This window comes from Salipiger abyssi, assembly GCF_001975705.1.
GTDB lineage: Bacteria > Pseudomonadota > Alphaproteobacteria > Rhodobacterales > Rhodobacteraceae > Salipiger > Salipiger abyssi.
This window is the reverse complement of sequence record NZ_CP015093.1, coordinates 2150809-2163642: the sequence shown is the minus strand read 5'-3', so window position 1 is coordinate 2163642 and position 12834 is coordinate 2150809. Positions and strand designations below refer to the sequence as shown.

The 12834-nt window shown below is 64.6% G+C and carries 13 protein-coding genes and 1 pseudogene; 3 read left to right on the top strand and 11 right to left on the bottom strand.

What is annotated here, in order from left to right; genetic code table 11:
- Positions 1-126 precede the first annotated feature (126 nt).
- Positions 127-435 (top strand): hypothetical protein, encoded by a 309-nt coding sequence (locus tag Ga0080574_RS13965; RefSeq protein ID WP_076700295.1) that lies wholly within the window; start codon positions 127-129, stop codon positions 433-435.
- 257 nt (positions 436-692) lie between these two features.
- Here Ga0080574_RS13965 and Ga0080574_RS13960 read toward each other — a convergent pair whose 3' ends face one another.
- The 8 genes and pseudogenes from Ga0080574_RS13960 to Ga0080574_RS13925 all read right to left on the bottom strand — a co-directional run bounded on the left by Ga0080574_RS13960 (position 693) and on the right by Ga0080574_RS13925 (position 8040).
- A complete protein-coding gene (locus Ga0080574_RS13960; RefSeq protein ID WP_076700291.1) occupies positions 693-1685 on the bottom strand; it encodes an ABC transporter substrate-binding protein in 993 nt (330 codons plus the stop codon).
- A 52-nt stretch (positions 1686-1737) separates the two neighbouring features.
- Positions 1738-2580 (bottom strand): ABC transporter permease, encoded by an 843-nt coding sequence (locus Ga0080574_RS13955; RefSeq protein ID WP_380658841.1) that lies wholly within the window; start codon positions 2578-2580, stop codon positions 1738-1740.
- On the bottom strand, positions 2580-3440 hold the full coding sequence (locus tag Ga0080574_RS13950; RefSeq protein WP_076700282.1) for an ABC transporter permease: 861 nt from the start codon (positions 3438-3440) through the stop codon (positions 2580-2582). Before Ga0080574_RS13950 ends, Ga0080574_RS13955 begins: the two co-directional genes overlap by 1 nt.
- Complete coding sequence (locus Ga0080574_RS13945) at positions 3437-3877, bottom strand: GNAT family N-acetyltransferase (protein WP_083716848.1); 441 nt, start codon at positions 3875-3877, stop codon at positions 3437-3439. Before Ga0080574_RS13945 ends, Ga0080574_RS13950 begins: the two co-directional genes overlap by 4 nt.
- Positions 3878-4125: 248 nt before the next feature.
- Positions 4126-4908, bottom strand: a complete 783-nt coding sequence (locus Ga0080574_RS13940; RefSeq protein WP_076700274.1) for an ABC transporter ATP-binding protein — start codon at positions 4906-4908, stop codon at positions 4126-4128.
- Between the two features lie 69 nt (positions 4909-4977).
- Positions 4978-6432 carry a dihydropyrimidinase gene (gene hydA, locus Ga0080574_RS13935; protein ID WP_076700270.1) on the bottom strand — a complete coding sequence of 485 codons (1455 nt, stop codon included), beginning with the start codon at positions 6430-6432 and terminating at the stop codon, positions 4978-4980.
- Positions 6433-6465: 33 nt separating this feature from the next.
- Positions 6466-6699, bottom strand: a pseudogene (locus Ga0080574_RS13930) (GIY-YIG nuclease family protein); the annotation flags it as partial.
- A 90-nt stretch (positions 6700-6789) separates the two neighbouring features.
- Complete coding sequence (locus Ga0080574_RS13925) at positions 6790-8040, bottom strand: Zn-dependent hydrolase (protein WP_076700262.1); 1251 nt, start codon at positions 8038-8040, stop codon at positions 6790-6792.
- 186 nt (positions 8041-8226) lie between these two features.
- On the opposite strand from Ga0080574_RS13925, the gene Ga0080574_RS13920 reads away from it, so the two are divergent.
- Positions 8227-8859: a TetR family transcriptional regulator C-terminal domain-containing protein gene (locus Ga0080574_RS13920; protein WP_076705978.1), complete on the top strand. Its 633-nt coding sequence runs from the start codon at positions 8227-8229 to the stop codon at positions 8857-8859.
- Positions 8860-8883: 24 nt separating this feature from the next.
- Positions 8884-9126 (top strand): hypothetical protein, encoded by a 243-nt coding sequence (locus Ga0080574_RS13915; protein WP_076700258.1) that lies wholly within the window; start codon positions 8884-8886, stop codon positions 9124-9126.
- Positions 9127-9180: 54 nt separating this feature from the next.
- Here Ga0080574_RS13915 and preA read toward each other — a convergent pair whose 3' ends face one another.
- The 3 genes from preA to rpsD all read right to left on the bottom strand — a co-directional run bounded on the left by preA (position 9181) and on the right by rpsD (position 12698).
- A complete protein-coding gene (preA, locus tag Ga0080574_RS13910) occupies positions 9181-10485 on the bottom strand; it encodes an NAD-dependent dihydropyrimidine dehydrogenase subunit PreA (protein ID WP_076700254.1) in 1305 nt (434 codons plus the stop codon).
- 95 nt (positions 10486-10580) lie between these two features.
- Positions 10581-11903 carry an NAD(P)-dependent oxidoreductase gene (locus tag Ga0080574_RS13905; RefSeq protein WP_076700250.1) on the bottom strand — a complete coding sequence of 441 codons (1323 nt, stop codon included), beginning with the start codon at positions 11901-11903 and terminating at the stop codon, positions 10581-10583.
- A gap of 174 nt (positions 11904-12077) precedes the next feature.
- Positions 12078-12698, bottom strand: coding sequence for a 30S ribosomal protein S4 (gene rpsD / locus Ga0080574_RS13900; protein WP_076700244.1), 621 nt, complete (start codon positions 12696-12698; stop codon positions 12078-12080).
- Positions 12699-12834 lie beyond the last annotated feature (136 nt).

Genomic DNA, 12834 nt, shown 5'->3' with positions numbered 1-12834 from the left:
CAGTTAAATGCGGCTCCGCGCGGAATGTTCCACGCTCGCCACTTCTTTCCATGGCAGAGCGATATGACACCCAAAGACTGCGCAACACCGCGCCCTTCCTTTCTTATATTTGTCACAGAGCCCTTCGTGGCGGAGGACATCGCCACGACCCTGGGCGAAACCTATCCCGGCGCCCGCATCGAATGCGTGCAAGACCGCGACGCGGCGATGGCCGTGCTCAGCGAGCTGCCCCGGGTGGAGATGGCGATTGTGGCACTGACACCGGAAGAGGCGCAAACATCCGACCTTGGCAGGGCGCTGAGCGACCGACAGGCGCGCATTGCCCTGATGGGAATCGAAGCCGAAGACCACGGCGAGGCCTCGGGCTTTGCCGTGCTGCACCGCCCGTTCCGGACAGCGGATCTGCTGGCAATGCTCCGGGTTGCCGGTCGCTAACCGCGTTTCATGAAATCGTCACGCCGCTGTAACATCGCGCCGTTACGAGTCGCCCCGTCCGCGAAGTAAAGAGTGTCAGGTCGGCGCGGCGCGTCCCCAAATCTCCGGCCGAATGCCACATTTTTATAATCCTTTCATAAAGATAAGGGGTGGCCGTTTGGCCACCCCTTTTTTGCTCCATCGCGATTCCGCCTCAAGCGGAGCACCGGAAAAAGAGCGGGCCACCCACCCGCTCCTCCGGCGCTGCCGCGCCTGGATCACTCCAGCGCTTCGTCGGTGATGGCGTGGGTCCAGGCGGCCTCGCCCGGATCTTCGGTGATCACCGGATCGGCACCGGCCGAGAGCAGCACGTCGACGGTGCGCTGGAAATCCGCCGGGTCCAGCGCGCCGTTCGAACCGGCGGTGAGCTTGGCAACCTCGCCCATCATGCGTTTCTGGTGCTTTTCGGTCTGCGCGCCAGTGGCGTCGTTCTCCAGCACAATCTCGGCGGCCTCGTCCGGGTTCTCCTCGGCGTATTTCCAGCCCTTCATCGAGGCCGCGACAAAGCGGGTCAGCTTGTCGACCATCTCCGGATCTTCGAGATTCGCCTCGGTGGTGTAGAGTCCGTCTTCGAGCGTCGAGATGCCCTCATCCTCGTATTTGAACACCACCAGATCATCGGGGGTAAGCCCCGCGTCGATCACCTGCCAGTATTCGTTGTACGTCATGGTCGTGGCGCACTCGACCTGCTTTTGCAGCAGCGGATCGACGTTGAAGTTGATCTTCTGGATCGTCACCCCGCCCTCGGAACCGTCGGTGGCATAGCCGAGCTTGGACATCCAGGAATAGAGCGGCAGCTCGTTGCCGAAGAACCAGGTGCCCAGCGTGTGGCCGGGGAAATCCGCCGGCGTCTCGATGCCGTGCTCCTTGAGGCAGGTCAGCATCAGCCCAGACGATTTGAACGGCTGCGCGATATTGACGATGGGCGCGCCGTTCTCGCGCGCGGCCAGCGCCGAGGGCAGCCAGTCGACCATGACATCGGCGCCGCCGCCCAGCAGCACCTGCACCGGCGCGATATCCGGCCCGCCCGGCTTGATCGTCACGTCGAGATCGGCCTCGTCGTAAAAGCCCTTGTCCTTGGCCACGTAATAGCCGGCGAACTGCGCCTGGGTGACCCATTTCAGTTGCAGCGTCATCTCGTCCGCCGCCTGCGCCGTGCCGGCGGCCAGGCTCAGCGCGGCGGCGATGCTCAGTTTGGTAAGGGTGTTCATTGTTACCTCCGTGTTGATCTTGTCGTTGGTCCTGTTGGTCTTGTTCCGGTGCCTAGCTCTGCCCGCGCTGCGACGGGTGCCAGAAGGTCACGGCCTTTTCCAAAAGCGCGACACCGCCATAAAAGGCCGATCCCGCAACCGCCGCCACCACGATTTCAGCCCAGACCAGATCGAGCGCAAGCAGCCCGACGCTGGTGGAAATCCGGAACCCCATGCCGCGGATCGGCGAGCCGAAAAATTCGGCAACGATGGCGCCGATCAGCGCAAGGGTGGTGGCAAGCTTCAGCCCGTTGAAGATGAAGGGCATCGCCGCCGGCAGGCGCAGCTTCAAGAGCGTGGTCCAGTAGCCGGCGGCATAGGTGCGCATCAGGTCGCGCTGCATCGCGGACGTGTCGCGCAGCCCCTCGACGGTGTTCACCAGCATCGGGAAGAACACCATCACCACGACCACCGCCGCCTTCGACTGCCAGTCGAAACCGAACCACATCACCAGGATCGGTGCGATGCCGATGATCGGCAGGGCGGCGACGAAATTGCCCACCGGCAGAAGGCCCCGGCGCAGGAAATCGAACCGGTCGACCACAATGGCGGTGCCGAAGGCCGCAAGACAGCCGATCACATAGCCGCTGAGCGCGCCCTTGATCACCGTCTGAACGAAATCCTCCCAGAGCACCCCGGTCGAGCCGGCCATGCGCGCCGCGATGGCCGAGGGCGCCGGCAGCAGCACCGGCGAGATGCCGAAGCCGCGCACCGCCGCCTCCCAGACGAAAATCAGCGTGACGCCAAAGATCAGCGGCACCGCCAGCGCGGTTGTCCGGCCCGGCGCCTGCCGCGCCAGCCACACGTTCAGCGCCGAGCCGCCAGCCCAGGCGAGGATGCCGAGCAGGATCCACATCAGCCCATCCCCATGCGTTTCAGCGTGGCCCGCTGCACGATGCCGATCAGCCCGACAGCGGCGGCAGCCACGGCGGCGGCCATGAACAGCGCCGACCAGATCTGGATGGTCTGGCCGTAATAGCTGCCCGCCAGCAGCCGCGCGCCCAGGCCCGCCACGGCGCCGGTCGGCAGCTCGCCGACGATGGCCCCCACGAGGCTTGCCGCCATGGCGATCTTCAGCGAGGCAAAGAGATAGGGCATAGACATCGGCAGACGCAGCCGCAGAAATTCCTGCCCCCGGGTGGCGTTCCAGGTCCGCATCTGGTCGCGCATCATCCGCGACGGCGAACGCAGCCCCTTAACCATGCCGACCACTACGGGGAAAAAGCTCAGATACATCGAGATCATCGCCTTGGGCAGCAGGCCCGACAGGCCCATGGCGTTCAGCACCACAATGATCATCGGCGCGATGGCGAGGATCGGAATGGTCTGGCTGGCGATCACCCAGGGCATCACGCTCATATCCATGACGCGGATATAGACGATCCCCACCGCCAGCGCGAAGCCCAGCGCCGTGCCCATGCCAAAGCCCAGCAGAGTCGCCGAGAGGGTCACCCAGGCGTGGTAGACAAGGCTGCGCTTGGAGGTGACGTTCTTCTCCACGGTGGTCTGCCAGAGCTCCGTCACCACCTGATGCGGCGCCGGCAGCTTGGGTTTCTCCTGGCTCCAGGTGTCGAGCACCAGCTCGGCGGCGCCGAGCGTGCGATCCTGCCGCGCGGCGGTGTCGAGCGCCCATTGCGCGTTGAGCCAGATCGCGGCGGCGTACCAGATCGCCACGATCACCGCGACCACGGTCAGCACGGGAAGGACATGTCTCATCGGTGCCACTCCATGCGCAGCTCGGGCACGGTCTCCGGCGGCTCCGGCGCGATCTCGCCGCCGACCTGCCGGAACCCCTCGCGGCGATAGAATTTCTGCGCCCGCAGGTTCGGCGCATTGGTGTGCAGCCAGAGGAAATCGCGCCCGCGCTTGGCCTCGTCCATCAGCGCCTTGCCACAGCCCGCACCGGTACGCGCACAATAAAGCGCCCCGACGCAGCCTGTTTCGGGGTCGAGCGACAGATAGCCCTCGATCGGGTCGCCCAGCACCCAGATCTCACGGTCCGGCAGCGCCTCGCCGATGAACCCCTCCAGCACCTCCGGCGCATGCGCCCGCGGATACCAGGGCGTCTCGTCGATCCAGCGGTTCAGCACGGCGGCGATGCCCGGCACATCCTCCGGCCCCGCCCGTCTCGGGGTCAGCACCGCCATACTCATGAGAACGCCCCCCGGCTTTCATCTTTCTCCAAATACTCCAACGCAGCACTGGCCAGAATGTGCGGATTTCTGAGTATTTTAAGAAAGATGAAAGGATGTTCCGGTCCGATAGAGGCACGGTACAGGCTGGAGAGCCGATGACCGTGAAAGGTGAAGGGGGCGCCCGCAGCCTGACACGCAATGCGGGGCGGCACCGGGGGGCGGAGGGCGTCTGAGGCTCTCCGGACCGCAGCAAGGGGGCGGCGCGCTCAGTCATAGGCATGCCCCGCCCGCAGCCCCTCGCGCACGCGGTGGGCGATTTCGAGGAATTCCGGCGTGTCGCGGATGTCCAGCGGGCGCTCCCTGGGCAGCGGGCTTTCGATCACATCGGTGATCCGGCCCGGTCGCGGCGACATGACCACGATCTTGGTCGAGAGATAGACCGCCTCGGGGATCGAATGGGTGACGAAGCAGATGGTCTTCTGCGTGCGCGCCCAGAGCGCCAGAAGCTGCTCGTTGAGGTGATCGCGCACGATCTCGTCCAGCGCGCCGAAGGGTTCGTCCATCAGCAGGATATCGGCGTCGAAGGCCAGCGCCCGGGCGATGGAGGCGCGCTGTTGCATGCCACCCGAGAGCTGCCAGGGGTATTTCTTTTCGAACCCGGCCAGATCGACCAGCTCCAGCACCTCTTTCACCCGTCTGGCCTGCACCGGCCTGTCATAGCCCATGATCTCCAGCGGCAGGCGGATATTGCCGCCGATGGTACGCCAGGGGTAGAGCCCCGCCGCCTGGAACACGTATCCATACGCCCGCGCCTTGCGGGCCTCTTCCGGGCTGACGCCATTGACCAGAACCGTGCCGGCGGTCGGCTGTTCGAGATCGGCCATGACCCGCAGAAAGGTGGTCTTGCCGCAGCCGGACGGACCGATGAAAGAGACGAAATCGCCCTTCTCCACGGACAAGTTCACGTCGCGCAGCGCGTGCACCGGGCCGTCATTGGTCTGGAAGGTCAGGCTGACATCGCGCGCGTCGATGATGGCGCCTTCGGTCATGATCGCAGTGTCTCCCTCGGCGCCCGTGCAACGGCGGGCGCCTTGCCGATTGTCATGCAGAGCAAAGGATTACACCCCGCTCGCCGGAATGCCAGAGCGCTCGACCGGGCGCGGCGCGGTCAGTTCCTTCCACGAGGACAGCGCCTTGTTAACGGCGCCCGACGGCGTGCGCTTGACGAATTTGCCATGGCCCTCCTCGGGCTTCATCTCGCCATCCATCACCGCGACGCGGCCCCGGGTCAGCACGAAGCGCGGCAGACCCTTCACGTCCTTGCCCTCGAACACGTTGTAGTCGATGGCGGACTGCTGGGAGGCGGCGCTGATGGTCTTGGATTTCTCCGGGTCGAGCACCACGATATCCGCATCGGCGCCGACCAGGATCGCACCCTTTGTCGGATAGCAGTTGAGGATCTTGGCGATATTGGTCGAGGTCACGGCGACGAACTCGTTGGGCGTCAGCCGCCCGGTGCCGACGCCATAGGTCCAGAGCATCGGGATCCGGTCTTCGAGCCCGCCGGTGCCGTTGGGGATCTTGGTGAAATCGCCGACGCCATAGCGTTTCTGATCGGTGGTAAAGGCGCAATGGTCGGTCGCCACGCAGGAGAGCGAGCCGGAGGCCAGCCCGTTCCACAGGCTGTCCTGATGCATCTTGTTGCGGAAGGGCGGCGACATCACCCGGCGGGCGGCGTGGTCCCAATCCTTGTTGAAATACTCGCTCTCATCCAGCGTCAGGTGCTGGATCAGCGGCTCGCCCCAGACGCGTTTGCCCATCATCCGGGCGCGGCGGATGGCCTCGTGGCTGTCCTCACAGCTCACATGCACCACATAGAGCGGCACGCCGGCCATGTCGGCGATCATGATGGCGCGGTTCGTCGCCTCGCCCTCGACCTGCGGCGGACGGGAATAGGCGTGACCCTCGGGGCCATTGTTGCCCGCCGCCAGCAGCTTGGCGGAAAGCTCGGCCACCACGTCGCCGTTCTCGGCGTGCACGAGCGGGATGGCGCCCAGCTCGGCGCAGCGCTGGAAGCTGGCATAGAGCTCGTCATCGTTCACCATCAGCGCGCCCTTATAGGCCATGAAGTGCTTGAAGGTGGTGATGCCGCGTTCCTTCACCACGGTTTCCATCTCGTTGAAGATCTGCTCCGACCAGGAGGTGATCGCCATGTGGAAGGAGTAATCGCAATGGGCGCGGGTGGATTTGTTGTCCCACATCTGAAGCGCGTCGAGCAGGCCCTGATCGGGCGAGGGCAGCGCGAAATCCACCACCATGGTGGTGCCGCCAGCCAGTGCGGCGCGGGTGCCGCTTTCGAAATCGTCCGAGCTGTAGGTGCCCATGAAGGGCATTTCCAGATGCGTGTGCGGGTCGATCCCGCCGGGCATGACATAGCAGCCGGTGGCGTCGAGCACCTCGTCGCCTTTGAGGTCGGGACCGATCTCGACGATCTTGCCGCCGTCGATCAGCACGTCGGCCTCGTAGGTCAGATCGGCGGTGACGATGGTGCCGCCCTTGATGACTTTGGTCATTGCGTCTCTCCCTTGCAACACCCGCCCCGGAGCTCAGGGGATGTCATATGATATGTCGTGCCAATTCGGATTGGCCTCTGTGATAAGCCGATCCTTCCACGCCCGGCGCCAGCGCTTCAACTGCCGTTCGCGTCTGAGCGAGGTTTCGAAATCCTCGTGCTGCTCGAACCAGACCAGCCTGCGGATCTTGTATTTCGAAGTATGCGCCGAAAGCCCCGCGCGATGCGCCACGACCCGTGCCCGCAGATTGCCGCTGCGCCCGATATAGAGCGCGCCGCCCCGGCCTCCGCGCCGGGGCCTCCTGGTTTGTCATGAGGCCCCGGATCAGGTCCGGGGCGGGTGATCGCAAGTGGCTGATCACTCCACGATCTCCGCCGTCTCCAGCACGGCACGGAACAGCACCTCGGCGCCCGCCGTCGCCCAGTCCTTGGAGATCTCCTCGGCCTCGTTATGCGAGAGCCCGCCGACGCAGGGACACATGACCATGGTCGCGGGCGCCACCTTGGCGGCCCAGCAGGCATCGTGGCCGGCACCGGAAATCAGGTTCATGTGGGAATAGCCCAGCTCCTCGGCGGCCTTGCGCACATTGCCCACCAGCTCGGGCGCAAAGGTCACCGGGTCGAAATGGCCCACCGCCTCGACCGCGCAGCCGACGCCGATCTCGTCGCAGATCGTGGCGGCGCGTTTCTCGATCTCGGCGCGCATACCGTCGAGCTTGGCCTGATCGGGCGAGCGGATATCGACGGTGAAGACCACCGTGCCCGGCAGCACGTTGCGCGAATTGGGCGAAAACTGCATCTGGCCGACGCCGCCCACGGCGCCGGGCTGCGCGGCCATCGCCACCTCCTGCACCATCTCCAGAATCCGCGCCATGGCGAGCCCGGCATTGACCCGCATCGCCATGGGCGTCGAGCCGGTATGCGCCTCCTTGCCGGTCAGGGTGAATTCCAGCCACCACAGCCCCTGGCAATGGGTGACCACACCGATATCCTTCTGCTCCGCCTCAAGGATCGGACCCTGTTCGATATGCAGCTCGTAATAGGCGTGCATCTTGCGGGCGCCGACCTCTTCCTCACCCTTCCAGCCGATGCGCTCCAGCTCGTCGCCAAAGCGCTTGCCCTCCAGATCGGTGCGGCCATAGGCGTAATCCATGGTGAACTGGCCGGCGAAGACACCCGAGGCCATCATCGCGGGGGCAAAGCGCGCGCCCTCCTCATTGGTCCAGTTGACCACGCAGATCGGGTGTTTGGTCCTGATGCCGAGATCGTTCATCGAGCGCACCGCTTCCAGCGCACCGAGCACCCCCAGGACGCCATCGTATTTGCCGCCCGTGGGCTGCGTGTCGAGATGCGAGCCGACATAGACCGGCAACGCGTCGGGGTCGGTGCCCTCGCGCATCATGAACATGGTGCCCATCTGGTCGACGCCCATGCTGAGCCCGGCATCGTCGCACCAGGCTTTGAAGAGCGCGCGGCCTTCGGCATCGGAATCGGTCAGCGTCTGGCGGTTGTTGCCACCCGCGACGCCCGGCCCGATCTTTGCCATCTCCATGAGGCTGTCCCACAACCGGTCGCCGTCGATCCGGAGATTTTCACCCGGTGCCGCCATCTCGCTTCCCCTCTGCCGCTTGTCTTTTGCGCAGCCCTCACGGGCTGGCATGTGTTTTTTACCATTTGGTAAAGGTACGATTGCAACCGCCTCTCAGCGAGTCAAGAATTGACTGTCGCGCTCATGCCGGTAGACGCGCAGGGAACGGGCGGGCATGCCCAATAAACGGGCAGGACGGTGATGGACATGGCAGACGGCAGCGCAAAGAAACCCAGCCGCATTCAATTGCGCAACCGCAAGCGGATCATGGAGGCGGCGCTGGAGGTGTTTTCGCAGCACGGCTATCGCGGCGCGACCCTGGATCAGATCGCCGAGGCGGCGGGCATGTCCAAGCCCAATCTCATCTATTATTTCGACGGCAAGGAGGCGATCCATGTTGCGCTTCTGAATGCGCTGATGGAGGAATGGCTCGCGCCGCTGGCCGAGGTCAGCGACGATGGCGAACCTCTGGACGAGATCCTCACCTATATCCGGCGCAAGATGGAGATGAGCCGGCTGTTCCCGCGCGAAAGCCGGCTCTTCGCAAATGAGATCATCCAGGGCGCGCCGCGGATGCTGCCGCATCTGGAAAGCGATCTGAAGCCGCTCTTCGACGAGAAATGCGCGCTGATACAGAGCTGGATGGCAGCGGGCCGGCTGGCGCCTGCCGATCCGGCGCAGCTCATCCTGTCGATCTGGGCGATTACCCAGCATTATGCCGATTTCGACACACAGGTGCGCGTGCTGGTGCCTGACGAGGCAGAGGGCTGGGCGGCGGCAAACGCGCATGTGGAGGCGATGTTCCAGAATCTGCTGACACCGGGCGCAACCAAGAGTTAACCAGAATCGCGGCAGGCTTGGCGGATGAAATTCGATCCCTCCCTGCGCGCACCCGCGCTCTCCAACCCGGCATGGAAGACGCAGCTCTTTTCAGCAAAGGCCGCGCGCAATGGCGGCATCGTTCGCCGCCGGAAACGCGATGTGCATCGCGAGATCGGATATGACGATTTCGTCAGGGAGATCCGGTCGCGCGGCTTTCACATGATCGAATGCGGCGACCAGTATATCGTCATCTGCAATGCCGGCTCTCTGCGCATCCATTGCTAGCCCAGGAAAATTCGTACGAATTTTCCTGGGCAGAGATTTTTCGTACGAAAAATCTTATTCCGCCGCGTTCAGGCGCATCGGGTTGTTGGGATGCATCGTCCAGTCGGCGGGCTCTGCCTCCACGGCCTTGCCGGTGCGCGGATCGGTCATACCCGGCGCCATGCGCTCCATGGTAATGCAATCCTCGATGGGGCAGACATTGACGCAAAGATTGCAGGCGACGCATTCGTCATCCTTGACCGAAAACACCCGATCCTCGCTCATGGCGATGGCTTGGTGCGAGGTATCCTCACAGGCAGCATAGCAGCGGCCGCATTTGATGCAGAGATCCTCGTTGATCCTGGCCTTGCTGATATAATTCAGGTTCAGATGCTGCCAGTCGCTGACATTCGGCACCGCGCGACCGATCAGATCGGACAGCGCAATCTCCTTCTCATCGAGATATTGCGACAGGCCGGAGATCATCTCCTGCACCACCTTGAACCCGTAGGTCATGGCGGCGGTGCAGACCTGCACATTGCCGGCGCCGAGCGCCATGAACTCCGCCGCGTCGCGCCATGTGGTGACCCCGCCAATGCCGGAGATCGGCAGTCCCGCCATTTCCGGCGAGCGGGCGATTTCCGACACCATGTTCAATGCGATGGGTTTCACGGCCGGGCCGCAATAGCCACCATGCGCGCCCTTGCCGTCGATCGTCGGCTCCGGCGCAAAAAGATCAAGATCCACCGAGGTGATCGAGTTGATGGTGTTGATCAGCGACACCGCATCCGCCCCGCCCGCATGCGCCGCCAAAGCGGGTTTGCGGATATCAGTGATATTCGGCGTCAGCTTCACGATGCAGGGCATGCGCGTGTATTGCTTCACCCAGCGCGTCACCATCTCGATATATTCGGGCACCTGTCCCACCGCCGAGCCCATGCCGCGCTCGCTCATCCCGTGCGGGCAGCCGAAATTCAGCTCCACGCCATCGGCGCCGGTCTCTTCCACCAGAGGCAGGATCGCCTTCCAGGCCTCCTCGGTGCAGGGCACCATGATCGAGGCGATCAGCGCGCGGTCGGGATAGTCGCGCTTCACCGCCTTCATCTCGCGCAGGTTCACCTCCAGCGGGCGGTCGGTGATCAGCTCGATATTGTTGAGCCCCAGCAAGCGCCGGTCGGCGCCCCAGATCGCGCCGTAGCGCGGGCCGTTCACGTTGACCACCGGCGGGCCTTCCTCGCCCAGGGTCTTCCAGACCACGCCGCCCCAGCCCGCCTCATAGGCGCGACGGACATTGTATTCCTTGTCGGTCGGCGGCGCCGAGGCCAGCCAGAACGGGTTGGGGGATTTGATCCCGATGAAATCGCTCGTCAGATCGGCCATGGAAAGCCTCCTCCGGGTTAGCTGGATACGCGCCCCGGACGTGTTCCGGGGCCTCTCGTCGCGAGGTCCCGGACCGGCGTCCGGGACGGGTGAGCCTAGCCCATCAGGCTCGCATGAATGTCCTCGGCGGCGTCGCGGCCCTCGGCCACCGCCGTCACCGTCAGATCGTCGCCACCGCTGGCGCAATCTCCCCCGGCCCAGACGCCCGGCAGCGAGGTCCGGCCGGTGCCATCCACCGCGATCTTGCGCCCGTCGAGCTCTGGCAGCCCCTCACCCGTCAGCGTCTGCCCAATGGCGCGGAACAGCTGATCCGCGGGCAGGCGAAAGCGCTCGCCCGTGGGCGTCAGATCGTCGCCGGTGAACTCGAACTCGATCTCGCGCACCGCACCGTTGCCATGCACCGCCACCGGGGAAGCGCTGCAAATGATCCGCACCCCCTTGGCCGCCGCCAGTTCCTGCTCATAGACCGAAGCCGCCATGCGCTCGCGCGAGCGGCGGTAAACGATTGTGACGTTCAGCGCGCCCAGCAGTTTCGCCTGCACCGCGGCATCCACCGCCGTCATGCCGCCGCCGATCACCACCACGTCGCGCCCGACCGGCAGCGCCGCCAGATCCGAAGCCTGCCGCAGCTCGGCGATGAATTCCACCGCATCCTCGACACCCTGCTTGTCGTCTCCCGCGACACCCAGCGCGTTCACCCCGCCAAGCCCCATGCCCAGGAACACCGCGTCATACTCGGCCCGCAGCGCCTCGAGCGTCACATCGCGCCCCAGCGCCACACCGCTTTGCAACGTGATCCCGCCGATCTGCATCAGCCAGTCGACCTCGCGCGCCGCAAAGCCTCCGGTACTCTTATACGCCGCAATCCCGTATTCATTGAGCCCGCCCGGCTTCGCCCGCGCATCCATCAGCACCACCTCGTGGCCCATCATCGCCAGCCGATGCGCGCAGGAGAGCCCCGCCGGCCCCGCCCCCACCACGGCGATGCGCTTGCCGGTCGGCGCGTCGCGCTCGAACGGATGCACGCCCTCGGCCATCAGCGTATCGGTGGCATAGCGCTGCAACCGCCCGATTTCGACCGGCTTGCCCTCGGCGGTCTCGCGCACGCAGACCTCTTCGCAGAGGGTCTCCGTCGGGCAGACCCGGGCGCACATGCCGCCGAGGATGTTCTGCGACAGGATCGTCTTTGCCGCCGCCTCCGGCGTGCCGGTGGCGATCTGCCGGATAAAGAGCGGGATGTCGATCTCGGTGGGACAGGCCGTCGTGCAGGGCGCATCATGGCAGAAATAGCAGCGATCCGCCGCGACCAGCGCCTCGTGATCGTCAAGCCGCGGGTGCAGATCCGCAAATCCCGCCTCGATCAGGGCCTTGTCCAACCGCCCGGGCTGAATGCCCGGAGCCAGTGCCTTTGCGTCCATCGGTCGCCTCCCGCTGCCTTTGCTTTGGGAAAAAGCGTTCCACAGGTCAAATTTTTTATCAATCGGTAAAATATCGAAAGGCGGACCCGGCACGATGCGGCGCCCAAAATTCGGGCAAAGAAAAAGGCCGCATCCGAAGATGCGGCCCTTTCCGAAGAGAAGCGCGGAACCGGATCAGTTCTGCGCGTAGAATTCGATGACGAGGTTCGGTTCCATCTGAACCGCGTAGGGCACATCGGCCAGACCCGGGGTGCGCACGAAGGTCGCGACCATCTTGGAGTGATCGACCTCGAGGTAATCGGGCACGTCGCGCTCGGGCAGCTGGGACGCTTCCAGGACGGAGGCGAGCTGCTTGGACTTCTCGCGGACCTCGATCACGTCGCCCTCTTTCACACGGTAGGAGGGGATGTTGACGCGCTTGCCGTTCACCAGCACATGGCCGTGGTTCACGAACTGACGGGCGGCAAAGATCGTCGGCACGAACTTGGCGCGGTAGACGACCGCGTCCAGACGGCGCTCGAGCAGGCCGATGAGCAGCTCACCGGTGTCGCCGCGGATCCGCTCGGCTTCGGCAAAGATGCGGCGGAACTGCTTTTCGGTCAGATCGCCGTAATGGCCCTTGAGCTTCTGCTTGGCGCGGAGCTGAAGACCGAAGTCCGACAGCTTGCCCTTGCGGCGCTGGCCGTGCTGGCCCGGGCCGTATTCACGGCGGTTGACGGGGGATTTCGGACGGCCCCAGATGTTCTCGCCCATCCGGCGGTCGATTTTGTACTTGGCAGACGTGCGTTTGGTCACGGCTGATCTCCTTCACAATAAGTGCCTTGCGGCTTGGTCCGAAAACAGGGTTCCGTTTTTCGGGCCGCAATCGCAGTTTCGAAGGGCGTTGTCCTCTCCCCGGATTTGGCCGGAGCGACAGGGCATCCCCTCGCGG